This is a genomic window from Methanomassiliicoccales archaeon, assembly GCA_035527755.1.
Classification (GTDB): Archaea; Thermoplasmatota; Thermoplasmata; order Methanomassiliicoccales; family UBA472; genus UBA472.
Genome location: DATKZX010000011.1, coordinates 1 through 24,976 on the forward strand (window position 1 = coordinate 1; position 24,976 = coordinate 24,976).

Consider the following 24,976-nt stretch of genomic DNA (forward strand, 5'->3'; position numbering starts at 1 on the left):
CCATACAAATTCGCTTGGGCAGCGTCCATCACTACCAGTTTTCTGTAATTGACCGATGAATAAACATCATAGTTCACCCCAAGCTCGGAGTTAACCGCAGTGAATTCACTGGTCCCCGCCATGGTGATATTGTTATATGCAGGGATTCTTAGGACGACCTCGACCCATACCCTGTCGATATAGATGCTCTGACCAGCCCCATTGTTCAGATAAACGGATAGGACCGACAGGTCCAAAGATGACAGGTCCAAAGATGATAGGTCCTCTGAAACGGTCACCTCGTTGTTGATGCTGTGGTCATAATCAGCATATGTAGGTAGAATCGCCATTCCAGACGCTGAGGTTGGTGACATCAGGTACTCGTAATAATCGAAGGTACCGGCCACCGCAACATAATCGCTAGCGGTCTTATACTGTGCCTTCAATATCACGCTCTGAGCCTCGCCTTCATTGAAGATCAGCCCTCCAATGTCGAAGCCGGAAACTGTAAATTCTTCTCCAGCCAACAGTGTCACGTTCTTAGAATCGTTCAATGTCAGGTCCATTGCGTTCTGTCCCACCGGGACCACAGTCTGCGCGGTGTCGGGATTGCGCTCGAACAGGTAGTCCACTTCGGTGGTATGGTTATAGGATGTGGCGAATGGATAGGGATAGGTAAATTCGGCAAATTCGGGGGTCGCCGGTATTCCTATCATCGCAGAATCGTAAAGCTCGATCTGGCTAGACATCGCGGCGAATAGAGGGCCGATGATGGTGGTATCATCGGCGATGAAAGTCGCGTCATCCACCAATATCTTCCCGTTGAAGTCCAGAACGGAGTTTTCAGCTATCAGGAATCCGCCGTTCCGAACAAGGACCCCAAGAGCGAATATCGCCTCGCCCAGGTCCTCTTCGGCCCTGAGCTCAGCATTGCGTAGTATCAATTGACCGCCATCCTCGATGATCAATTGATTAGCGTCGCTCCCCCAGGATTTGAATGTGAGTGTGCCGCCTTCAACGATCACGACCCCACCGGCCCTGATCGTCATATCACCAGTAACGATGTAATCACTCACGACTAAAGTATCATCCTCGAAATCTTCACCTATAAAAACATCCCCACCTGGGTAGGATGGCCCTAATGCCTGTCCCGCCCCGGGAATCATAATTACTAGCAAACCTACCAAGGATGAACTTATCATGCACCAAACGATGATCAAGCTCAATAACTTTGAAGCCCCGACACTCAGTTTCATTATCCCACCTATAGGAATGACGCTGGATAAACGCCAGGTAAAATAGATTGTTTTGATTATAAATAAATATGTTTACAAGAATGCTAATTCAGTAAGCAGACTGGCTAATATAAAAAAAATTGGTGCGGAGAGGGTCATCTCCGCTTGATTATCTTTCTAATGGAAACAGATTTTTTTGGCTCCACTGCAGGAGGTTCGGGTGATGGCCCCTCTTTTTGGGGTTTTTCGACCTTGATCTTTTTGGCCTCCTCATCCTTCTGCTCATTCTCCTTCCGTTCTTCCTCGGTACGACGCCCGACCTCTCTCTTTTCCTCGAATGCCCTGATGGAATTCGCATCCAGAGCTTGACCGCATGCGTAGCATTTGGTGGCCGCGCCGTCGTTTATGGTGTCGCAACCGGGGCATTTGATCTCCGGAAGGGGCTCGTCCTTGGTTTGAGCGGCCTCTGACGGAACGGAGATATTTTCCTCGGGGGCTTCCGCGGGAGCGGGTTCCTCTGGCTCAGCTTTGGGAGCGTCCTCGGGCAATTCCTCGATTACCTCCTCTTCGGCTGATGGAGCGGGTTCCTCTGGCTCAGGCGTAGGGACCGGTTCTGGTGGTTCCACCGAAGGAATGATCGGTTCCGACACATCCTCCACCTTTTTGACCAAGGATTGGGATACTTTCTCCTCTGCCTCTCCGCCTTCGAACCCTTCGCTTACGACCGGTACGCTGACGCCTGCCCGCCTCGTTATCGCCGCCTCCCTGATGGTCAGCGCCTCCTCTCGCTCTGTCAACGAACGCTCCCAATCAACCAGGCGCTTCTGTTCCTCCATGGTCACCCTTTTTCCAGTGGCCAAGGCGTCGGCCTGCTCCTCCATGACGTTGATCTTGGCCAGCATCTCCTCGCGTCGGGCGTTGACCGCCTCCAAGCCCTGTTTGACATGGTTGACCTCCTCATGCATAGCCTCTTCCATGGCGGATATCTTCTTGGTTACCTCCCTAAGGTTAGCCTCGTGGTCGCTAGCCTGTTGGAACAGCTGGCGTACTTGTTCCTCCTGTTGCAGCACCTCGCGATCCCTGCGTTCCAGGTTCACCCGGTTGGTGTGCAGTTCCTCCTCGCGGGTACGCAGCTCAGCGTTCAGCGCGCCCAACTCCCCTTCCAGGCGGGTAGCTTCCTTCTCACGGGGCACCAGTTCGGCATCCCGTTCGTTCAGCTCCAATTCCTTGGCCTCCTGCGTTTGCTGCAACTGGTCCAGCTGATCCTCCTTGGAGTGCAGAGAGGCTTCCCAATCCCCCAGTTTCTCCTTTCGAATCTTTATGTCAGCCTCCTGGACCTTTATTTTCTCTTTGAACTCCTCTATAACTTGCCATATAGGAATCTGCTCTTCGGCCATTTCTCTTACCACCTCTGTGAACTGTCTAACATGATCATGCCAGTGTTGGCCCTAGGATGGTTAGGCCCTTTTCCCCTACTTCCAGGGTATGGCGCTCCATACTGTGCTCACACGCTCGCATCTTCTCCACCCTCATGAAACGGACTAACTTCCCCCGGGTACGGTCCAGCCCAAGCTCGATGATGCCATCCACCAGAAAACCTTCGTCCCCTAACAGCTCGGAAGGGGATCCAGGATTCCGCTCCATGACAATGAAACAGGTGAGGTTGTAGTCCCGGAGGGTCTTGAAGAAGTAGAACATCTTCTTCCGGATGCCCTTCACGTCCTCCATGAGGGAATATAATGCCCCCAGTGAGTCCAGGGCGAACATGGTGAACTGGTCACCATGCTTCTTCTTGTTATAACTGATCATTTGAATTATGAACTCCATATAATCGGTGGGAGCATCCACTTCCACGATATCATCCAGTTCCCTCAGGTCGGTGAAATCGGATATCTCCAAATTCTCGTTGATATCGATGTTCAGGCTGCGCATGTTGCGCAGGTGGCTGTCGGCGGTCTCCTCGAGGGTGACATAGAGACCATATTCCCCGGAACTCACCAGATAAGATGAGATGACCGAGTAGCAGAAAGAGGTCTTCATGGAGCCCGGGGGGCCCGTGACCAGCACCACCTTGGGTGCCTCGATGTCAGTGCGAAATACTTTTTCTAAACCGGGTATTGAATCGCGTAACAAACGCTTCACCGCCGTACCCTGTGACCGACCACAGCATGACTGCTGTAATGGCAACGGGATTTGAATGGTATTTCGTTAGGAGGATAAAGTAGTTCGCCTGGGCTAATCCTCCTCTTCCCTGGGTAGCTCTTCCTGCTCCGGCTCCTCCTCAGAGACGGATAACAAAGAATCACCATGTAATTCGGCCTCCTGGACGGCTAGTTCCTCTTTCCGTCCGGCCAACCGGGCTAGGGCGATGATCTTGTCCCCGTCCCGCAGGTCCATGATCGTGACACCTTGAGTGTTACGACCCATGACCCTGATGTCGGCGACGCGGATACGTTGGACCATTCCGTTGACGGTCGCAAGTATGAGCTCATCATCCTCTTCGACCTCCAGGACCGAAACGACGTCGCCATTGCGACCTTCGGTGCGGATGGTGATAACTCCCTTGCTGCCACGGTGCGTCTTACGGTAGGTGTCCCGCTCGTCATCAGCGTCCTTCTTGCCCACCACCGATATCTTACCGTAGCCGTTCTCGGTGACGGTGAGGAGTCGGGACTCCGAGGTCACTATGGCCATGCTGACCACCTCGTCGCCCTCTTCCGGACGGATACCGATGACGCCGTGCGCCGGGCGGCCCATTGGCCGGACCTGACTCTCATCGAAGCGCCCGGCAAGCCCTTTCCTGGTGGCCAGGATGATCTCCTTCATCCCGTCGGTGATCTTCACTTCCACCAGATGATCGCCCTCCTCCAGTCCTACAGCGATGAGACCGCGGGAGCGGATGTTCGCATAGGCTTTCAGCGGTGTCTTCTTGATGATACCACGGCGAGTGGCGAACACCAGGTAATGGTCGCCGCCCATGTTCGTCACCGCACGGGTGGCCATGATCTTCTCTCCATCCTCCAATTTCGGCAGAAGGTTCACAATGGGCTTCCCTTTGGATTGACGGCTGCCAACGGGCACGTGCCAGGCCTTGAGCGAGTACATCTTACCCATGTTGGTGAAGAACAGCACCATGTTGTGGGCCATACAGACGAAGAGGTCCGTCACCACGTCCTCCTCCTTTGTTTCCATGCCCATTAGGCCGACACCCCCGCGACGCTGCTGTCTGTAGGTGTCCAGCGGCATGCGTTTTATGTAACCGTCCTGGGTGGTCATGAGCACCATCTCCTCGTTGGGAATAAGGTCTTCGATGTCCATGTCCAGGGCATGGGCGACGATCTCGGTTCGCCTCTCGTTGCCGTACTTCTGTTTCATCTCCAGTGTCTCGGCCTTTATGATGTTGAGAATTCGTGGCTCGTTGGCGAGTATGTCCTCCAGGTCGCGGATGAGCTTCTCTATCTCCAGGAACTCGGCCTTGATGGACTCCAACTCCAGACCGGTCAGTTTCTGTAACCTCATGTCCAGGATGGCTTTGGCCTGCTCCTCGTCCAGCTCGAACCGTGCTATGAGACCGTTGCGGGCCTCCTCAGGACTATTGGCCGATCTGATGATGCGCAGCGTGTCGTCCAGATCGCTGATGGCCTTTACAAGCCCTTGTAATATATGGTCACGCTTTCTGGCCTGTGCCAGGTCATATTGTGTACGGCGAACGATCACTTCGTGCCGGTGCTTGATGAAATACTGCATCTCCTCCTTTAGAGTGAGCACCCTGGGTTGATTGTCCACCAATGCCAGATTTATGACCCCGAAGGTCTGCTCCATCTGAGTGTGACTGAACAGCTGATTGAGCACAACCTCTTCCATGACGTCCTTGCGCAGTTCAATGACTATGCGCATACCATCGCGATCCGATTCGTCCCGCAGGTCGGTGATGCCTTCGATCCTCTTGTCCTTGACCAGTTCGGCGATGTTCTCTATGAGTTTGGACTTGTTGACCTGGTATGGTATCTCGTCGACGATGATGCGCTTGCGGTGCTCCAGTTCCTCGAAGCGAGCTTTCGCCCGTACCTTCAGTTTACCGCGCCCGGTCTGGTAGGCCTCGATGATCCCATTGAGGCCGTAGATGGTACCACCAGTGGGAAAATCTGGACCTTTGATGAACTGCATGAGGTCCATTATCTCAGCCTCGGGGTTATCAACCAGATAGATCAGGGCGTCAGCTACCTCCGATAGGTTGTGCGGCGGCATATTGGTGGCCATGCCCACGGCTATACCGGCAGAGCCGTTGATCAGCAGGTTCGGCAGTTTAGAAGGCAGGACCAGAGGTTCCTTCAACGAATTGTCGAAGTTGTCCCCCCATTCGACCGTCTCCTTGCCCAGGTCGGCCAGCATGTCCTCGGCTCTCTCCTGCATGCGGCATTCTGTGTACCTCATGGCCGCCGCCTCGTCCCCGTCCACGGAACCGAAGTTACCCTGGCCATCGACCAGTGTATATCTTAGGGAAAAGTCCTGGGCCATTCGTACCAACGAATCGTAAACGGCAGTATCGCCATGTGGGTGATATTTACCCAAACACTCACCCACTACCCTGGCGCTTTTCTTGTGCGCCTTGTTGTGATTGAGCGACATGTCGTACATCGAGTATAAAATGCGTCTGTGAACCGGTTTCAGTCCGTCCCTGACGTCCGGTAGCGCCCGAGAAACGATGACGCTCATGGCGTAGTCGATGTAGGACTTCTTCATCTCCCCCTCTATGGACTGGGGAACGACCTTGTGCGTGCCGGCGTCAGGGACCTTGACATCCCCCGCGCTCTGATCCGGGGCCTGCTGGTTAGAGTTGTCTTCCGTCATTTTTCTCACCTCAGATGTCTAGATTCACCACTTCGTCGGCGTGCGACATGATGAACTCCCGGCGCGGTTCGACCTCGTCCCCCATGAGCACGGTGAACATCTCATCGGCCTTCATGGCGTCCTCGACGGTCACTCTCTTGAGCGTTCTCGTCTCCGGGTCCATGGTGGTCTCCCAGAGCTGCTTGGGGTTCATTTCCCCAAGACCCTTGTATCTCTGCAGTCCCACGTTCCTGCCCATCTGTTCCATGACCACAGCCAGAGCTTCGTCGTCGTAGACGTAGACCTCCTTATTGCCCCTGCTCACCTTGAATAGAGGCGGTTGCGCGATGTAGATGAAACCTGAATCGACCAAAGGACGCATGTAGCGGTAGAAGAGAGTGAGGAGGAGCGTCCTGATGTGCGCTCCGTCCACATCGGCATCGGTCATGATGATGACCCGGTGGTAGCGGGCTTTAGTAGCGTCGCAGTCCGTGCCTATGTTCGCTCCGAGGGCGGTGATCAGGTTCCGCACCTCTTGGTTCTTGAGGATCTTGTCCATGCGGGCCTTCTCCACGTTGAGGATCTTTCCCCTCAATGGAAGTATGGCCTGGAACTCGCGGTTGCGGCCCATCTTCGCGCTTCCCCCAGCGCTGTTCCCCTCGACGATGTATATCTCCGACTTGGATGGGTCCCTCTCGCTGCAATCCGCTAGCTTGCCGGGCAGGGCGGCGCTTTCCAGAACCCCCTTGCGTCGGGTGAGGTCCCTGGCCTTGCGGGCGGCCTCGCGAGCCTGCGCCGCCAGTATGGCCCTCTCTATGCACACCGAGGCCACCTTGGGGTTCTCTAGAAGGAATTCGACCAGCTTCTCGAATACCAAGCTATCGACGATCCCTTTCACCTCGCTATTGCCCAGTTTGGTCTTGGTCTGCCCCTCGAACTGAGGTTCGGGGATCTTGATGCTAAGGATAGCGGTCATCCCCTCCCTCACATCATCACCGCTGAGCGACTCCATCCCTCCCTTGAGGAAATTATTCGTTTTTGCGTAATCGTTCATAGCTCTCGTCAGAGCGGAGCGTAGACCGACCATGTGGGTACCGCCTTCGGCGGTGTTGATGTTGTTCACGAAGGAGTATATGTTCTCCGCATAACCATCCGTATATTGCATGGCAAATTCGACGATAATGCTGTCCTTCTCCGAGGAGAGATATATGGGCTTTTCATGCAGTTTCGTCTTGTTACGGTTGAGGTCCTCCACGAACTCCACGATGCCGCCCTCAAAATGGAAGTGGTCCTGTTTTCCGGAATTCACTTCCTTAAATGTGATGGTAGCGGTCTTATTGAGATATGCCAGGTCCTTGAACTTCTCAGCCAGAGTGTCGTATTCGAACTGGATGGTCTCGAATATCTCGCTATCGGGCATGAAGGTCACTGTAGTGCCGCTGCCTTCGGCCGGACCGATCTCTTTCAATGGGACGGTCACAATACCGCGCTCGCATCTCAGGAAAAACTCCTTGTTTTCGCGGTGGACGTGCACCTCCAACCACTCGGAGAGCGCATTGACCACTGAAAGACCGACCCCGTGCAGACCGCCGGAGACCTTGTAGCTCTTGCGATCGAACTTTCCACCCGCGTGCAATACAGTGAGAACTATCTCTACCGCTGGCCTCTCATACTTGGGCACCAGTCCCGTTGGGATCCCGCGCCCGTTGTCGGACACGGTGACGCTTCCGTCCTGGTTTATTGCGATATCGATATGATTGCAGAAACCACCCATGACCTCGTCGATGCTGTTGTCGACCACCTCATAAACAATGTGGTGCAGACCTCTGGTATCGGTGCTCCCGATGTACATTCCCGGCCGCTTTCGCACGGCCTGCAGGCCTTCAAGAACCTGTATGCTCTCGGCGTTATAACTCGCGTCCTCCATTATGAATCCCCTCTGAACAATGATGAATGTGATCCGTTCTCGGGGTCGAGCCTTTACGGTCGACCGCATCCCATCCGATGACTAGGTCATCAGCATACATATATTAATACCCTGCCACTGCCATCTGGCTATATAAGTAAGAGAGTGGTTTTTAAGACCAGTTTTTTACTCCCAAGAGAGACGTTCGTGCCGAGGAAACCTTCATATCTCCCCGGTTCTGAGAGGTAAGCAATAAATGGAGAAAAGAGGTTGATGGCGACGATGAGCATCATGTCCCGGGCGAGGGCCGGACCCTCCGAAGAGATCGAGAAGGCGGCCGTGTCCGAAGGTGTGGACCCTGAATGGATAAGACGTATGTTGGCTTGCGGTCGGGCGGTCATGCCATGCAACCCCATCCATTCACCGGAGCCCTGCGTGATCGGCGAGGGGCTGACCGTCAAGATCAACGCAAATGTTGGCACGTCCCGTGACCAGCCGGATATGGGAATAGAGCTTGAGAAGGCCCGCGTTGCCGTTCGATATGGTGCTGACACCATCATGGACCTCAGCACCGGAGGGGACGTGGACGCCATCCGCCGCGCCATCTTGAAAGAGGTACGGGTACCAGTGGGTACGGTGCCTATCTATCAGGAGGGTTTGCGCGCCGCCCGCCGCAGTGCGGTAGTGGACATGAAGGAGGACGACATGTTCAGCGGCATCGAAAAACACGCCAAGGACGGAGTGGATTTCATGACCGTGCATTGCGGCATCACCCGTGAGTCGGTGTCACGTCTGCACAACTCCGGGCGCCTGACGGACGTGGTCTCCCGTGGCGGGGCTTTCCTCACAGCCTGGATACTGCATAATCAACGGGAAAACCCGCTTTACGAAAATTTCGACTACCTCCTGGAGATGGCGCAGAAGTACGAGTTCGCCATCAGCCTGGGGGATGGTCTGCGCCCAGGATGCGTGGCCGATGCCACGGACCGGGCCCAAGTACAGGAACTTATCATCCTCGGTGAGCTGGTAAAACGGTGCCGCGAAGCTGGCGTTCAGAGCATGGTGGAAGGGCCTGGGCATGTGCCATTGTCACAGATAGAGGCCAATGTACAACTGGAGAAGCGCCTTTGTGATAACGCGCCCTTCTACGTACTGGGGCCGCTCGTGACCGACATCGCCCCGGGTTACGATCATATAGTCGGTGCCATCGGTGGCGCCCTGGCCGCCTATCATGGGGCGGATTTCCTTTGCTATGTGACACCGGCCGAACATCTGTCCTTGCCAACGGTTGATGACGTTAAAGAGGGGGTCATGGCCAGCAAGATCGCTGCCCACGCCGCCGATCTGGCTCGCGGACGGGGTGTGGACAGGGACGACAGGATGGCCAAGGCACGCAAGAAGCTGGACTGGGAGGCCATGTTCCGTGAGTCTCTCGACCCACAGAAAGCGCGCGAGTTCCGCAAGCGGGGCGTGACCGCCGAGGATGAAGGATGTTCCATGTGCGGCGACGTATGCGCCATACGCATGGTCCAAAAGTATCTGGAAAAGTGAGTGGAGCCACTGGAGGGTATTGAACCCCCGGCCTGCAGTTTACGAAACTGCCGCTCTATAGCGGCCCCGGTCAGGGGCTACCGCTGAGCTACAGTGGCCTTGAGGCAGCATCAATAGCTACGCCCATTTAAAATTTGTTGTTTCCACCGATTAGACAATTATATTATCTGGCACCACGTTTCGTATTTGGGGATCAATTGATATCGGAGCTACGTCTCCCGTCGGGAGAGAAGGGGGAAGAGAGGAAGGGAGGACAAGCTTCCCTGCGGGACATTCTGGATACCATCAAGAAAGATATTTTTACGGGCTACCTCAGAACCACGCTGACCCTGGAAGGAGACGTTTCAAATGGAGTGCTGGTCTTTGACCAGGGGCTGCCAACAGTGGCGCTCTATTCCTTTAAGCCGGCCGGCAACAACAGCGTGGAGATGATGTATCGAGGGGAGAGGGCTGCCGAGTTCACCCTGGGCGATTCGATCTTCCCGGACACTGCCATTAGCCTGATAAAGGTGACCGACGAGCAGGCCCTCGCTGCCCTCATTGACGACTATCGCCAGGACCGGGCACCGGACCTCACCGATTTCATCATGCATTTCTACCACGACAACCTGTGGTCAGATGCGTCGGGCGGAGGTTTTGACGAGGGAGCTAGCATCCTGGAGCTGAAGCAGGCCATCATTAAGTACCACCGGGAGAAGTCACTAGAACTTTCGGGGAAACGGGGGCTCAAGGACGTGGAACTGGACCTGGACGAGGGAGAGAGCTTTCTGGTCGAGGAGCAGAGCCGGGACTTCTCCCATGGCATATTCGTCGCCTACCTGGCAAAGGGATACGCTGGCCTGGCCATTTCGAGGACCAATCCGCGCATGCTGCGCCGTTCCTATAACGAGATCGAGGCTGAGCTGATATGGCTCACGGACCATGAATCGGAGGTCGAACGGACCATACCGCCGTCCTTGGAAAAGATCGTCGTAGTGCTGGAAGAGTTCATGGCTCGAAAGGAGAAGTGCATCATCCTCATCGATGACCTTCAATATCTTATCAGTAGCAATTCGTTCGAGGGCGCTGTGCGCTTCATTCGATCCCTGGTGGACCGGATAAGCGAGCATACGGCGCTCTTCCTTCTATCCATAGACCCGGCCAGCCTGAGTCAGCAGGAACGTTCCATCCTGGAACGCGAGATGCGCCTGGTACGGGAGAGATGATCAGAGTCGTTTCAGCTCGATCTTGAAATCGGAGAGATGCAATAGCGCCTGGTCGTGCCTCTCCCGGCTCATGGCCACACCCGCGTCCTTGAGCACTTTCACCAAGGTACGCACGTCCTTACCCTCGGCCTTGGCGTCCAGCAATTGGTTCTTCGCTTTCCTCATCTCTGCCTTGGTGGCCTCGGGCAGTCCTTTGAGCAATTGCTCCCGCCCTTTTCGCGCCAATATTCCCATCATGCTCCAGTCGCCGTGCTCCCCAGCGTCTTGCGCCTCACGCAGCATGCGCCGGGCTTCCCTCACGTCCAAGTAAAAACGGTCGCACACCTCCACCAGCTTCGAAAGCGATTCCGTCATGTCGTGCGCTTCCAGGTATTTACCGCTAAGTCTTTCAGCGGCCTTGCGGCCCTTGGCCCCGGCCTGAAGTGCGCCTTCCGTGTCTCCCTCAGAACGCAGTTTCTGCGCCGACGCGATGGCCTCATTTATCTCGCCGGGATCGTTACCGGATTTAGCCGTTACCTCGGCCAGACGTTCCAGATGGCGTTGGTCGTGGTCCATCCTGCTCTCCAGTGCCCCTTTGATGGAAGAATGCGCCTCCTTGACCATCTTCACTGCGGTGGCCAGGTCCCTTTGCTTTCCAGCGCGTATCGCTTTGTCGATGAGACGGCGGCCTTCGGCCACATTCACGTCAAAGTCGTTTGAAATCATGAGCATCGGTTTGACCCCGGCCACAAGAAGAGGGAATTCCTGCCTTAGCTGGTCCTCCCCCTCGTCCACCAAAGCGCTTCCGCACTCCGGGCAGACCGAGGACTCTATTGGGACCGATCCCCCGCAGGAGGGACAATCCAGCATCGGCACCTCTTCGATCACGAATTCCGTGCCACAGCTTGGGCATTTATCGGCCTCACCCACCACGTGGACGCCACACTCGGGGCAGTCGAACTCAAAAACCTCTTCCTCTTTGGCCGTCTCCCGCTTGTCTGGCATGAACCCACCTGGACCGGGGAGGCAGATTGATTTAAGATTATTTCAATCTGCTTGTTAAATTCTCTCCGACCATTCCATCGAGGTATGCACGCATCAACTGGGCATCCTCCTGAGGACTAGTGGATTCGCATATCACAGTGGCTTCGAGACCACTGTTCCATAGTGAGCGCAGGACCATGCGATGGTCCAACCCCTCCCCCAACCGCAGGTGCCTTCTCTCTCCGGCATCGGTATACTCTATTCCGCTGATATGGCAGTGGAGGCGCTCCACTGTGGATACCTCCTGGAAGATCTTCTCCAAACGTTCCGTGCTCAACACCTCGGGCCCCCTGGCCTGAAGATGGGCGAAGTCCAGAACGGGGAGGACCCCCTCCAACTGTCCGACGACAGTGGATATCTCGGCCAATGTGCCCCATGCGGCTCGGCGGCCCATGGTCTCCAACCCTATGACGGCCGGCAGCGATTCGTCGTCGGCCTTCTTCCTGATACGTTTCAACGAAGAGATGACCCGGGAGGTGGTCGCCTCCACTCCATTATCACCGTAAACTGCGGCGTGTACTACCACCATCCATGCCCCATATGCTTCAGCCCCCCTCATGGCTCTCAACGTCCATTCCTCGCTCTTATCCCGGGTGGAAACGGAGGCGGAGTTGAAATTGATATAATAGGGGGCGTGAACGCTCAAAAGCACGTCCAGATCCCTGGCGGTCCTTCGGGCCTCGGCGGCCTTCTCCGGATTGTAAAGTACGTTCCGCACGAACTGCAGTTCCAGGGCGTTCAACCCTGCCTGATGTACCAGGCGGACGCCTTCGGCTGGGGAGCGCGTTCCTTCGGGATAGCCCGCCTGGCCGATGCGGATCATGACCCCAAATTGGCTCCTATGAGTAAACAATTTGCTTTGCCATACAATATTAAATATCTGTCCGAGGATTGTAAACAGTGGGGATCGTATGAAGCAATACAGCGTGTCGGTGGATAAGCCAATCGATTGTAATATCATCGTCGGCCAGTCCCATTTCATCAAGACCGCCGAGGACCTATACGAGGCGATGGTCGGTTCCATGCCCCAGTTGAAATTCGGCCTGGCCTTCTGCGAGGCCTCCGGCGACCGATTGGTAAGGGTGGAGGGAAACGACGAAGAGCTAAGGGATTGTGCGATGCGCAACGCTTTGAAGGTAGGAGCCGGACACACCTTCTTCATCGTGATGAGGGAGGCATATCCGATCAACGTACTGAGACACATCAAGGAGGTCCCAGAGGTGTGCAACATATTTTGCGCCACGGCCAACGAGCTGGAGCTTGTAGTGGCGGAGAGCTCTCTTGGCCGGGGCATCATCGGGGTCATTGACGGGCAGACGCCCAAGGGGGTGGAGAACGATGAGGACGTCCAAAAGAGAAGAGGTTTCCTGCGCAAGATCGGATACAAGTTATGAGGAACCAGACCTGTATGAGTCGCTAGGAAAGTACTACGACATCTGGTACGAGGACATCACCGAGGATCTGGATTTCTACAGGCAGATGGCGGAGAACGTCGGTGGCCCGATATTGGAGTGCATGTGCGGCACCGGTCGCACACTGATCCCTCTGGCCGAGGACGGTTTTGAGATCTGGGGCTTCGATCGCAGCCATAGCATGCTGGACCGCCTGACGGCGAAGCTGGAACATCTGGACGAAAGCACCCAATGCAGAGTGATGGTGCACCATGCGGACATGCGCACCTTCCAGTGCCCTCGCCGGTACCACATGGTCTTGGTGCCCTTCAACGCCTTCCTGCACCTGCTGGAGAGAGAAGGACAGGAATCGGCCTTGCACAATGTCGCTGAACACCTGGAGGATGATGGGCGTTTCATCATGAGCCTGTTCAACCCCCGCCTGGACCGGCCAGAGGAGCTGGTGAGGCATCGCGGTACAAAGACATTGGTGAACGGGGAGATCGTTTCGAAGTTCGAAGCGCAGACCTTTGATCAACCGCGGAATCGCAGTACGGTGCACTACTTCATCGACATTTCGCGGCAGGACGGACAGCTACGTCGAGTGACCGCCCGTTTCACCCTCCGCTACTTGTCCTATCAGGAGGCGATCGATCTCATGGAGTCCTGCGGACTGGAGGTCGTGGATACGTTCGGTGATTGGCACTTCAACCCGTTCACCCGGAACAGCGACATCATGGTCTTCGTGGCCAAGCGGTCCCCATGAGCTTACTGCTTAACCTGGACCATACCCTTGGCTGCGGCCAGGTGTTCCGTTGGAGAAAGGAGGGAGGCCTGTGGAAGGGAGTGGTCGATGGGCACGAGGCAACGTTGCGCCAGAAGGCCGATGGAGCAGAGGTGATCTCGGGCATGGACCAGGCCTGGTTCGACCGATATTTCCGAGCAGACGACGAACTGGAGAAGGTATATCGTGAACTGTCCTTCGATCCGGTGTTGGTCGATTATTTTGCCAGGTTCCGGGGATTGCGGTTGATACGCCAGGACCCATGGGAATGCGTGGCCTCATACGCGCTGGCCACCAACGCCAACATCCCACGGATACAGGGTATGATCGAACGGGTGTGCCGAACCTTCGGCACGGAAATGGACGACGGATCGTATGCCTTCCCCTCTCCGGAGCAGCTCCTTGACCGATGCCGTCGGGCGGCCGACTGTAGATTGGGGTATCGAACTGACCGCTTCATCGAGCTCGCTCGCTTGGTCCATCGAGAGAAGGTCGATCTCTCTGCCCTTATGGACATGGAATACACCGACTGCGTGAGGGAGCTCGTCACCCTTCCTGGGATAGGGAACAAGGTGGCTGATTGTGTAGCCCTTTTCTGTCTGGACCATCTAGAGGCGTTTCCAGTGGACGTCAGGATCAAGAAGGCGATGGCGCAATTGTACGGAGCGGAGGGGAACTATCGCAAGGTGAGCGCCTTCGCCAGAGAAAGATTCGGTCACTGGGCAGGATACGCCCAGGAGTACATCTTCTACGCTTTCGGCAGATGATGATCTATAGACCTTGAGGGCAGACGCATGCCGGCGCTTTCAGACCTGTTTGGGTCTCATATATGCCAACGAGCATCCCGCTCTTCTTGACCATCTCACAGATGTGGCAGGTCTCGATGACGATGTCCGAGCCGTTGATGATGCGAACGGCGGATGTCTCCACCTCTTTTTTGAAGTCCTCGTACTTACCGCTGTTCTCCAATTCCTTATTTGTCCCTCTCTTGGCCTTGAGGTACTGGGAGATGGCAGCATCGGTCACACCGAACTTGCGAGCCACATCGGCCTGGCTCAAATGGTGCTTCTGCACGAGCTCCCTAGCCAACTCACGTCGTATGGAGGGCAGCACGTACCAGACGATCAGCTCGCATGGTATCTTCATTGCCCCAATCAACGGCTTAACAATTCTTAAAGATTGCTATGGTCAGGAATATCTGGAATACGTGAAACGCAGGATTTTTCGATCGAGAACGACACTTCGTAGGTCCGAAGAACTTTCGCCCTCATGCAGGGGTGCCGAGCATTGTATAAATAAAAAATGAACTTTACCTCAAACAACCGGTCAGGTAAGACCTTGAGGAATATCTATGGAAATCGATGAAGTTCTGATCACCCGTAAGATCGTGGAGAGATACACCGAGGAGTTCTTGGAGAACATCGACGTCGATGTGGTCTTGGCCGGGGCAGGTCCATCCTCGTTGACCGCGGCGAGATATCTGGCTCAGGCCGGACTTCGGGTAGTGATCTTCGAACGCAAGCTGACGCCCGGTGGCGGTATGTGGGGGGGCGGTATGACCTTCCCCATCATCGTGGTCCAGGAGGGCAGCAAGCACCTCCTTGAGGAGATAGGCGTCCGACTCCGGGACGCTAAGGACGGTTACTATACCGCCGATTCGGTAGAGGCATCCGCAAAGCTCATCGCTGCCGCTGTCACAGCTGGCGCGCGTCTGTATAACACCATAACGGTGGAGGACGTCATGATGCGTGATGACCGCGTCTGCGGCGTGGTCATCAACTCCAGCGCCGTGGAGGTGGCCGGACTACATGTGGACCCGTTGTCCATCCGCGCCAAGTATGTCATAGACGGTACCGGACATCCCTCCGAGATCGCTCACGTCGTCGTGCGAAAAGTAGGCCGGCTCAACACCCCCACGGGAAAGATCGAGGGAGAGAAGAGCATGTGGGCCGAGATGGCCGAGCAGATGACCGTGGAGAACACCTCCGAGATCTACAACAACCTGTACGTTACTGGTATGGCGGCCAACGCGGTCATGGGAGCGCCCAGGATGGGTCCCATCTTCGGCGGTATGCTGCTATCCGGGAAGAAAGTGGCTGATATGATCATCGCCCGAGAAAGGAAGGGCAAGTAGGATTGGGAGTGGATCACTCCTCCTGCCCCATCACCTTTCCCAGGAACTCCTGGATCTCCCAGTCCGGGATGGCCTTGGTCCTCTTCTCCCTTATCGTCCACCCCATGGTGGAGATGAAATCCTTCAAGACCTTCTTCGCTTCCCTTTCACCCTGCATGTCGACGATCGACAGGTCCTTACCGCTGTGACGGGAGCGGAAGCAACCTATGACCAGGGGACCGCGCATCACGAGACTGCCCATGCCCCCGCACTTCTCCCTTATGAGGTCGTACAGGTAATGTGCCATGTTGTCGAACTGATAGATCACGAGGTCTCTGTCCTTCACCTGACGGCCGATGTTCCCCGCGTCCTTTCTGAGCACCCAATGCACCGCGTCGCCTCCCTTCTCCAGAAATCCTTTGACCAGGAATCCTTCGTCCGTCAGTTCGGCAAGGAGAGAGCGCAGTTCACGCATGGACATCTCAAAGCGTATGTAACGGGAGAGGTTTTCGGCGGTGAAAACACCGAAATTGCGGAATAGCAGCTTTATAAACTTCGATCTGGCCTCCCTCACCCCTTCCCCGGAGAGCGGTATCAGTGTGATGCGGTTGCTCCTGCCGTAGCCGATGGCCGTAGCCTTGCTCAGTTCCCGCAGCGCGTCCTGCGTCCTCGCCGGACCAAGGGTGGACAGGTCGAAGAAGGCTCGGCGGGACATCGGTCCCTCGTGCTCCAGCATGCGCACCATGGCCCGGGCGTCTGCGGACAGCTCCCTGCCCTTGGCCTCGCGGTACAACGAGGCCCATTTCATGTTGGTGTACATCATGTGTTCCGGCAGCCCGCTGACCAGGTAGAGGGACCCCTGCTCGACCAGACGTTTCAGCGGCACCTTCACCCGACACCTTTGAAAAGCAGCGGGATCGCCCCGGAACCCGCCGCAGTGCTTTACCCCATCCAGTACGTTGGGGTAGGCCTCCCGGGGAAGCAGCCCTTGCTTATGCATCGCGTAGCGTAACAGTTGCTCGGCGGAATACTGTTCCTCGACCGTCGCCCCCTTGGCCCACATGCCCTCCAGGTGTAGGTAGCCGGCGGTCTTCAGGGCCTCGGCGGCCTCCCCTGTCACCTCATCCGCGGCCACCCCCAGCACCTCCTTTACCCTTACCAGGTCGTAACCTTGAGCGGATTGGAAGTCCAGCAATGGTTTAAGGGCCTCCAGGACCAGGGGCAGGTCCTCCTCTTGGTCCAGATCTATGGCGCGCAGTTCCATGCAACCGCCCATGTCCCATTTCTCCATGCCTCCGACCACCCGGCCTTGGCGAAGGATAGGGAACACCCATGAGTCACCGAAGCGAGCGTTGATCTCCGCCCACTGCAGCTGGGCGGAGGGATCGTAAAGACTGACCACCGCCCATTCCTCCTCCCGAGGGGCCTGCATACTTAACGCCGGCAGTTCATCGCTCATGATGAACATGTCCGAAGCCGTCTCGCCCACGGTGATCTTCTCCACCTCCAGACGGGAGAGTATGTCCTCTATCTCATAGGGGGAGAAATCGGTGTACATGCGTATGGCGAAGAGGGGGACGGGACCGTAGGCCTTGATGAACCGTCGGACGATGTCTTCCTTAGGGTCCCCGTTGAACTCGGGCGCCTCATACGTCTGGTAGTAGTTCTCCCGGGACCAGTCCTCGCCCTCGTCGTACCTGCGTACCAGGTACATGTTGCGATCCAGACGGTCCAAGGATTCCTTGACCACCTCCTTGACCTCGCCCATGTCCGCCGCCAGGTGCCTCATGCTGGCACCATCAAGATCGTTGAGGTTCTGCAGTACCAGTCTGTCCTGGGCGTTTGGGGACAGATTACGATAGGCCTTGACATACATAGGGGCGTCGCAGGCAAGCACATACCTCACCTTGCCGCGCATGAAGCGACCGCTCAGGACCTTGCCGCTCTCGCGCATCTCCTTCCAATCTTCCAGTTGGAAATCTTCCACGCGGCGGGCCACGTCGAACAGCATTCCCATCTCCCCGTAGTTCCGGAGACACTCTTCGATGGTGCCGAACTTTCGTTCCAACTTCGACCGCTGATAGGCGTCCACGGTTAGGTGGTCGTATACTTCTTTACCGTGCTTTAATCGCAGGTGGTCCCGCTTGAGCATGTACTGCTCGTGCTCCCCCACGATGAAGCGCCCCTCTTCCAGCAACCCTTCCTCGGTCATCTGGCTCAGGGCGGTTCGCACTTCCGCCTCGGGCAGATGAAGGGCGAAGGCCCCCTCGTCGGCGTTCAATGGCGCCCAATATCCCAGGTGGCGCTGCAGTGCCTTGTCGATGGCCTTCTGCCGGGGTATCGTCATGATCTCTCGGGCCTGATAGACGAACCTGCCCCTGGCCTGATCCACGCGCCCCACGATGTTGTGGGACTCCAGGGAGCGGAGGAGTATGCCGGTTGCTTCCCGGTCAACGCCCATCATCTTCTCCAGTTCTGCCGCCGTTCGAGGGTCCCGCAGATATTCCAATGCCCTGGTCTCCTCTGCGCTCAGCTTCTTCGGTTCGCTCAGGGACGCATAGATCGGCAGGTGCTCCGTCGCTACGTAGTACACATCGTCCAGATGCACCGAGGCTATCTTTCCCTCGGTCAGAAGTTCCGAGGCCCACTGGTCCACCTGCTCCCGGGAGGGACGGCAGTATGGATACACGCTGCGGCCCTTCTCCTTGAATATATGAAGAGGACCGGCCCGGGATATGAGCGATAGGAGCGACGCCTTTTCCTCGACTATACCACGCTTTCCCCGGAAATATGACGAGACCGCCGCCTCCTCGAACTGGAAGCTCTGTCCATCGCCGAGCACTTTGGACAACACCTTGCGATGCAGTTCCCGCAGTAAGGATGAGCGGTCCTCCATCATTACGATATCGGATATGCCTGCCAGTACGATATTGTGCCCGAAGGGGGAAGGTATTGGAGTGTAGGGGAGCAGGTTTATGATCATCTCCCCTGATTCCATGGAACGGACCACGGACTCGGCGTTCTGGATGTCCATTACATCCTCCAGCACCTCGCGGTAGGTCTCCTCGATGACCGGGACCGATTCCAGCTCCGTCAGGTAATCCAATAGGTAGGAGGAACGCACCTGTTGGCGATTGACCGATACCTCTCGCCCTTTGTAATTGCGCAATACCATGAAGGACCGGGCGGCCACGTGGCGGAAGCGCTGCTTGAATATCTCCGAATCCTTGACCGCTCGGCGTAGGATGCCGCGCATCTCCCCCGACCGTATGAGCCCCGGAACGAGGTTCAGGTCCACTCTCCTGGGCGCCACCAGCAGGAAGGCGTCATCGGATATGGAGACGCTGATGTTACATCCCAGCTGTTGTGTGAGCAGGAAGGCGTACGTTCTGGACAACGCGTCGTTCACCCTTCGTCCGAAGGGGAAGTGGAAGATCAGACCGCTGTTCCCCTGCTTGTCCGTGTAGCCTTCCACCAGCAGGCGGCGCTGATTCGGTATGGAGGAGGCGGCCTTCTGCTCCTGGAAGTAGTGCAGTAATGATAGAGCGGAGCCGTGGTCGATGGCGAAGTTGTCCATCAACCATTGCAGCACCTCTCCCTCCTCATCGTTCAGACGGTTCTCCATCTCGCCTCTGAAACGGGCGATCTCCATGGAAAGGTCGAACGAACGGGGCAGCATCTCCCCGGTCCAGGAGGGCACCGTTGGTTTGCGCCCAGGCGACGAGCGCACGAACACCCTCATCCCCTTTGCCCTGACGAACTCGTACGGGCGTCCACCCAGGATGAATACGTCCCTGACGCTCAGACGCTCCACGAACTTCTCCGAGAGGTCTCCCACCATCCCTCCTCTCTCGTTGTAAACCTTGTAGGATGCCTCCTCGGGGATGGTGCCTTGATTGAGGAAGTATATCATGCGGGCACCTTTCTTTTTCCCGAAGATGCCTTCCTCTGGGTCGTACCATATCTTTGGGTACACGCCCTCGAACGCATCCTTGCTCCCCAGGTACCGCAGCGTCTGCTGGAACGATTCCAGGCTCAGATCGCGATAACAGTAGGAGCAGCGCACCATTCGCAGCGCCTCATCCACCGTCCATCGTTTCTCCAGGGACATTCCTACCAGGCTTTGGGCCAACACGTCCAGGCAGTTCTCGGGGATGCTCACCCGGTCGATATTGCGTTTGTGGGCCGCACGGCTGAGGACCGCACACTCCACCAGATCGTCCAGGTCCAGGACCATCATGCGGCCTTTGGGCGTCTTGCCCACGGAGTGCCCGCTACGGCCTATGCGCTGCAACCCTTTCGCCACGCTCTTCGGCGAGCCTATCTGGCAGACCAGGTCGACCGAGCCGATGTCGATGCCCAGCTCCAGTGATGTTGACGAGACCACGCACCTAAGATCACCTTTCTTAAGGCGGTCCTCGACCTCGATGCGCGTCTCCTTGGACAGTGAACCGTGGTGTGCCTCCACGCTTTCCAGGCCCCGCTCCCTTAGCTTGTAGACCACCTGCTCCGTGCCAGAACGGGTGTTGGTGAAAATGAGCGTCGTCTGGTGCGCGTCCACCATCTCCTTCAAGGTATCGTACATGCGAGCGTTGACGATCTCGTAGGGCAGTGCTGTCATGTCCTCCGTTGGGCAGATGACCTCCAGGTCCAGGTTCCTCTTGGTGAGCACTTCTATGAGCTCCACCGGCCGAACGTGGCCGTCCTCGTAGCCCACCAGATAGGAGGCGATGTCCTCGATCGGAGCCAATGTCGCCGAAAGCCCGATGCGGGTGATGGGGTTCTGGCAAAGCTCCTGCAGACGTTCCAACGTCAGAGAGAGATGCACACCGCGTTTGGAATCGCATATCTCGTGGATCTCATCCACTATGACGTATTCCACCTGGGAGAACTTCTCTCGGAACTTGGGCGCCGTAAGCACCAACGCCAGCGACTCGGGGGTAGTGATGAAGATATGCGGCGGCTTGCGCAGTTGCTTCTGCCTTTCCGCCTGAGAGGTGTCACCAGACCGTACGCCCACGCGCACCTTGGGATACTCGTACCCCTTCTCCTGGGAAAGCTGGTGCATCTGCTGCAACGGCTCCTCCAGATTTTTATTGATGTCGTTAGCCAATGCCTTCAAAGGGGAGATGTAGACCACGTAGATGCGGTCCTCCAGCTTTCCCTCCTTGGAGTACTTGAACAGCTCGTTGATGATGGATGTGAAAGCCGTCAGGGTCTTGCCGGAGCCGGTCGGTGACGACACCAGCACGCTCTTTCTCTCGTGGATCAGAGGGATAGCGTAGGATTGCGGTTCTGTCAGACCAGCGAACCGAGAGTTGAACCACTCCGCTATGAGAGGGTCCAATAGTGACAACACCTCCTCCTTGGTAGACCTCTTCTTCACCCTATGCATGCCGATACCGCTCCGCTGGAACCACAATCAATCTAACCCATCCCTATTATTATTTTCGCTCGGGCCGCCTGAAAGTGGGCGGTCGATAGATATAAGCTCGAGCAAGCGCAAAATAGGACGGGTGTCGAGATGAGATGGTTCAATTTTGAAACGAAGGGCGTCAGCCTACCTTGGAAGGAATGGAAGGCCGCAGCAACGGACCCTGAGGACCTGATCAAGAGCATGGCGCTCGGTAGGCGCACCTACCGTTTCTGTATGAAAGAGGCCGGAGTACCGGAGGAGAAGGAGGCTGAATTGGCGCTAATGGCCTTCGCGCACATATTGCACCACACCCTGGACGAGATGGATGAGGAAAGGTGGCTGGAGCTTCGTTGGCACCTGCAGGAAGGATGGAAGCAGAGCGAGCTGACACTGTGGGAGGCCCCTGATCGCATCTTGCACGCCGACCTCCTGATGACCCAGAAGGAGCCGTTGCCAAGACTCCTGGCAATTCATCAGGAGCTAGAGCACGTGGTGCGCCCGGAGCTGTTCCGCCTCCTGTGGTGCATGCTGACCTCCTCCGGCCGGAGACCAGGGCTTCGTTCCTTGGAAATGAGGAGCGTTGAGGGCGGCCTGCTATTCCCGTTGATGATGCTGGAGCAGTTGTCGGTGCAAGGTGTCCCTGCTTTCTTTGACGAGGATGAGAAGGAAGGGATGTCATATCTGAGGTCCTGTCTGCATCTGGGCGACCGTCTTTCCACCGATGAACTGCTGGAAGCGTTGTCGTTCAGACGATATCACGTACAAGACGCAAAGATCTATCTGGAGCCATACCTCCGATCGGGCGGGGAATGGTTCACCCAGAAGGAGATCGCGGCCTGGCGGGTGAGCGTCACCCGCTCGTGCTCCCTGCTTTACGCCTTCCGGGTCATGTTCCTAGCGGCGGTGAGCGGGGAGAGCGGCCCCTTGCGCGTCCTTCTCCCCGATTAAAGTTAAATCCATGCTTCGACAATGCTCCATGGACATGCGGAAGATTTCGGTCCTATTGCTGGCATTGTCCTTTGTGCTCTGCGCAGTACATCTGCCCGGTCAGGCGGAGGGAGCAGCCATGGGTACCTCCTTATTAGGGGCGGTCGTCTCCGAGGACGGGGCGGCATTTTCCGGGGTCCGGATCGTAGCGGTCAATGTCACCACCTCCCATACGTTCACCGCGTTCAGCGGTGTGGACGGTAATTATTCACTGCCGCTCGACCCAGGGTTGTACGATGTCACCGCCAGCCTCCCTAATCATACGGCCAACGTCAGTTACGCGGGGGTCCTGGTAGGATTGGGGCAGGAAGTGCGCCTGAACTTCACCATGTCAGAGGTGCTCTGCACGTTGACTGGCTATGTCACCAATGGCACCCAGCCTGTATACGGGGCTACGGTCACCCTGCTTAATAATCAGTATAACTACACCGGGGTGTCCATAAACCCCCTGGGGCAATATGTCATCGACAAGGTCAAGCCAGGAACCTATACTGTCATCGCTGACAAGCCGGGGTATTATCCTTCTGACGCGCAGCCACCTATCGAGATGGTCCGCAACGTCACGAAAAATCTGGACTTCGAGCTGGAAGAGCAACCGGCGAACTTGACGGGGATGGTGGTCTACCAAGGGGATGGTGTGACCGGGGTCAAGGTCGTTCTTTCCACTGACTTTTTCACCTCGGACACCTTTACTGACGAAAATGGAAATTATTCATTCCAGCTGGTGCCTGCCGGTAGTTATACCATCACTTTCACCAAGGATAAGTTTCAGGTCATAGAACGATCGGTGAGCCTCTCCCCCTTCGAGGTCAAGCGATTGGACGTGGACCTGGAATACGATAGCGAGAACAACACCCAGAAGTTCATACTGAACTTCGATCTGGCCCACTCGCTCATGATCGTGGGATTGATCGCTTCCCTGATCGTTCTGGTGGTCGGCCTGTACGTGAATTACAAGGTCAGGAGGAAACCAGAACTTCTTGAAAGGGAAAAGGAGAAGGACGAATCAAAGAAGGAGTGAGGCGGCGTTCTTTTTCACTTTATCCTCGATCTCCTGGAAAAGGCTTCGGCCGTGCGCATCCATGGCCACAACCAATGGCCCCAGGTCCTCGGCCTTCATTCGCCATACCGCCTCTGGCATACCTAGGTCCTCCCAATAAACTCCAAGCACCTCGGGCAGATGTTTAGCGGCCAGCACCGCCGCTCCGCCGGTGAAGGCCAAGTAGGCACAACCCACTTCCGCCAACGTCCTAAGCACATCGGGAGACATTCCCCCTTTGCCCACGATCAACCGTGGCCGGAAGGCCCGGAGGAACTCCGGTTCGAGAGAGTCCATCCTGGCGCTGGTGGTAGGGCCGGCGGCCACAACCTCCCATCGGTCCGTGCGGTTCATGATCGGTCCGCAATGATAGAGCGCCCGGCCCTCCATTTGGAAAGGGAGATCCTTACCTTCCCGGTACAATTGCAACGCGCGCATATGGGCCTCATCCCTCGCGGTCACCAGTTCACCGCTCAGAGCGACCATTTCCCCGGCCACCAGGGAACGGGCCTCCTCCTCGCTGATAGGGGAGGTGAGCTTTCTGATCTTCATTCGAAGCCCTCCTGGGTGAACTGCACCCTACCATCCCGGTGGATGCGGGCGAAGGCCTTCCTCGCCGCCCAGCAATTAAGACTGACGGCGACCGGGAGGCTGGCCGTATGACAGTTCGCCTTCTCCGCAAGTACGCCTAGGACAGTGGTCCTGCCACCCAGTCCCATCGGCCCCAGGCCCAGCGAGTTCAGCTCGGTCTCCAGGGAGGCCTCCATCTCCGCTAGACGTTCGTCCCGGCTTCTGGATCCCAGTGGGCGGAGCAAGGCCTTCTTGGCGAGCGTGCACGCTACGTCCGCCGTCCCACCGATCCCCACACCGACGATGGTCGGAGGGCATGGGCGAGCTCCAGCACGAACAACGCATTCCAGCACGAATCGGCGAATGCCTTCTTCGCCGTCCGCCGGATTCAGCATGCGCAAGGCGCTCCAGTTCTCCGAACCGGCGCCTTTTGGAAGGACCGCGATCTCCAAGAAATCTATCGATGCCGGTTCGTAGTGGACCGGCGGCATTCCCTCGCCCAGATTGTCCCCGCTGTTGTGCCGGGTGACCGGGTCCACCGCGTTCGGCCGCAACGGCACCTCCTCGGTAGCTCGGGCAACCCCGCGGTGAACGGCCTTCTCGATCCGGTGATCGTAACGTCCGCGGACGAAGAACACTGGTACGCCGGTGTCCTGACAGATCGGCCTCATGCCTTCCGCGGCCATTCTGACATTGGTGAGAATGACCTTCAGTTGCGAGAGGGGGATCTCGTCCTCTTCGATCAAGATCGCCTTTTCCAAAGCGGCCAAGACGTCCGGGGGCAGCCGGCATTCGGCCTCGCGTAACAGCCTGACAACGGTCTCTTCGATCACTCCTGTGGAGAGCATCTGAACCTGGATGGACGGAGAGGGAATTAATCCTTGGCCTGATGAACATTGGTTAACAAGGTTAGTATGAAATAGCGCGATGGGAATTTAGCGTGCGAT

At 56.6% G+C, this 24,976-nt stretch carries 19 protein-coding genes and 1 tRNA gene; 8 read left to right on the plus strand and 12 right to left on the minus strand.

Features of this window, described 5'->3' with window-relative positions; translation table 11 throughout:
* From VMW85_04770 to gyrB, 5 genes are all read right to left on the minus strand, one after another.
* Window positions 1-1,055: hypothetical protein (locus VMW85_04770; protein HUT27340.1), on the minus strand; the 1,055-nt coding region annotated here is incomplete at its 3' end.
* A 314-nt stretch (window positions 1,056-1,369) separates the two neighbouring features.
* Window positions 1,370-2,611, minus strand: a complete 1,242-nt coding sequence (locus VMW85_04775) for a hypothetical protein (GenBank protein ID HUT27341.1) — start codon at window positions 2,609-2,611, stop codon at window positions 1,370-1,372.
* 34 nt (window positions 2,612-2,645) lie between these two features.
* Window positions 2,646-3,356: an ATPase domain-containing protein gene (locus tag VMW85_04780; protein ID HUT27342.1), complete on the minus strand. Its 711-nt coding sequence runs from the start codon at window positions 3,354-3,356 to the stop codon at window positions 2,646-2,648.
* Between the two features lie 93 nt (window positions 3,357-3,449).
* On the minus strand, window positions 3,450-6,065 hold the full coding sequence (gene gyrA, locus VMW85_04785) for a DNA gyrase subunit A (protein HUT27343.1): 2,616 nt from the start codon (window positions 6,063-6,065) through the stop codon (window positions 3,450-3,452).
* A gap of 10 nt (window positions 6,066-6,075) precedes the next feature.
* Complete coding sequence (gyrB, locus tag VMW85_04790) at window positions 6,076-7,971, minus strand: DNA topoisomerase (ATP-hydrolyzing) subunit B (GenBank protein HUT27344.1); 1,896 nt, start codon at window positions 7,969-7,971, stop codon at window positions 6,076-6,078.
* 252 nt (window positions 7,972-8,223) lie between these two features.
* On the opposite strand from gyrB, the gene thiC reads away from it, so the two are divergent.
* Entirely contained in the window at window positions 8,224-9,501 is a 1,278-nt protein-coding gene (thiC, locus tag VMW85_04795) for a phosphomethylpyrimidine synthase ThiC (protein ID HUT27345.1), read from the plus strand.
* 1 nt (window position 9,502) lies between these two features.
* Here the strand turns inward: thiC and VMW85_04800 are convergent.
* Window positions 9,503-9,599 (minus strand) — tRNA-Thr (locus VMW85_04800).
* Window positions 9,600-9,698: 99 nt separating this feature from the next.
* On the opposite strand from VMW85_04800, the gene VMW85_04805 reads away from it, so the two are divergent.
* Window positions 9,699-10,706: a DUF835 domain-containing protein gene (locus tag VMW85_04805; protein ID HUT27346.1), complete on the plus strand. Its 1,008-nt coding sequence runs from the start codon at window positions 9,699-9,701 to the stop codon at window positions 10,704-10,706.
* Here the strand turns inward: VMW85_04805 and VMW85_04810 are convergent, their stop codons facing one another.
* Together VMW85_04810 and VMW85_04815 are read right to left on the minus strand one after the other, a co-directional pair.
* Window positions 10,707-11,690, minus strand: coding sequence for a zinc ribbon domain-containing protein (locus VMW85_04810; protein ID HUT27347.1), 984 nt, complete (start codon window positions 11,688-11,690; stop codon window positions 10,707-10,709).
* A 37-nt stretch (window positions 11,691-11,727) separates the two neighbouring features.
* Window positions 11,728-12,552 carry a TIM barrel protein gene (locus tag VMW85_04815; protein ID HUT27348.1) on the minus strand — a complete coding sequence of 275 codons (825 nt, stop codon included), beginning with the start codon at window positions 12,550-12,552 and terminating at the stop codon, window positions 11,728-11,730.
* Window positions 12,553-12,640: 88 nt separating this feature from the next.
* Between VMW85_04815 and VMW85_04820 the strand changes: the two genes are divergently transcribed.
* From VMW85_04820 to VMW85_04830, 3 genes are read left to right on the plus strand one after another with little or no spacing between them, the layout of a single operon-like run.
* Window positions 12,641-13,123, plus strand: a complete 483-nt coding sequence (locus VMW85_04820) for an adenosine-specific kinase (GenBank protein ID HUT27349.1) — start codon at window positions 12,641-12,643, stop codon at window positions 13,121-13,123.
* Window positions 13,068-13,886: a class I SAM-dependent methyltransferase gene (locus VMW85_04825; protein ID HUT27350.1), complete on the plus strand. Its 819-nt coding sequence runs from the start codon at window positions 13,068-13,070 to the stop codon at window positions 13,884-13,886. The genes VMW85_04820 and VMW85_04825 overlap by 56 nt, the downstream gene beginning before the upstream one ends.
* Window positions 13,883-14,671, plus strand: a complete 789-nt coding sequence (locus VMW85_04830) for a DNA glycosylase (GenBank protein HUT27351.1) — start codon at window positions 13,883-13,885, stop codon at window positions 14,669-14,671. Before VMW85_04825 ends, VMW85_04830 begins: the two co-directional genes overlap by 4 nt.
* Before the next feature lie 4 nt (window positions 14,672-14,675).
* Here VMW85_04830 and VMW85_04835 read toward each other — a convergent pair whose 3' ends face one another.
* On the minus strand, window positions 14,676-15,050 hold the full coding sequence (locus tag VMW85_04835; protein ID HUT27352.1) for a helix-turn-helix domain-containing protein: 375 nt from the start codon (window positions 15,048-15,050) through the stop codon (window positions 14,676-14,678).
* 205 nt (window positions 15,051-15,255) lie between these two features.
* On the opposite strand from VMW85_04835, the gene VMW85_04840 reads away from it, so the two are divergent.
* A complete protein-coding gene (locus VMW85_04840; GenBank protein HUT27353.1) occupies window positions 15,256-16,038 on the plus strand; it encodes a sulfide-dependent adenosine diphosphate thiazole synthase in 783 nt (260 codons plus the stop codon).
* 13 nt (window positions 16,039-16,051) lie between these two features.
* Here the strand turns inward: VMW85_04840 and VMW85_04845 are convergent, their stop codons facing one another.
* Window positions 16,052-21,412, minus strand: coding sequence for an ATP-dependent helicase (locus tag VMW85_04845; protein HUT27354.1), 5,361 nt, complete (start codon window positions 21,410-21,412; stop codon window positions 16,052-16,054).
* Window positions 21,413-21,541: 129 nt separating this feature from the next.
* Here VMW85_04845 and VMW85_04850 point away from each other — a divergent pair, with 129 nt between their 5' ends.
* A complete protein-coding gene (locus VMW85_04850) occupies window positions 21,542-22,381 on the plus strand; it encodes a hypothetical protein (protein ID HUT27355.1) in 840 nt (279 codons plus the stop codon).
* 34 nt (window positions 22,382-22,415) lie between these two features.
* The gene (locus tag VMW85_04855) at window positions 22,416-23,441 is read left to right on the plus strand and encodes a carboxypeptidase-like regulatory domain-containing protein (GenBank protein HUT27356.1); all 1,026 of its coding nucleotides are present in this window, start codon (window positions 22,416-22,418) and stop codon (window positions 23,439-23,441) included.
* Here the strand turns inward: VMW85_04855 and VMW85_04860 are convergent.
* Window positions 23,427-24,011, minus strand: a complete 585-nt coding sequence (locus VMW85_04860; protein ID HUT27357.1) for a FumA C-terminus/TtdB family hydratase beta subunit — start codon at window positions 24,009-24,011, stop codon at window positions 23,427-23,429. The genes VMW85_04855 and VMW85_04860 overlap by 15 nt on opposite strands.
* The gene (locus tag VMW85_04865) at window positions 24,008-24,877 is read right to left on the minus strand and encodes a fumarate hydratase (protein ID HUT27358.1); all 870 of its coding nucleotides are present in this window, start codon (window positions 24,875-24,877) and stop codon (window positions 24,008-24,010) included. Before VMW85_04865 ends, VMW85_04860 begins: the two co-directional genes overlap by 4 nt.
* Window positions 24,878-24,976 lie beyond the last annotated feature (99 nt).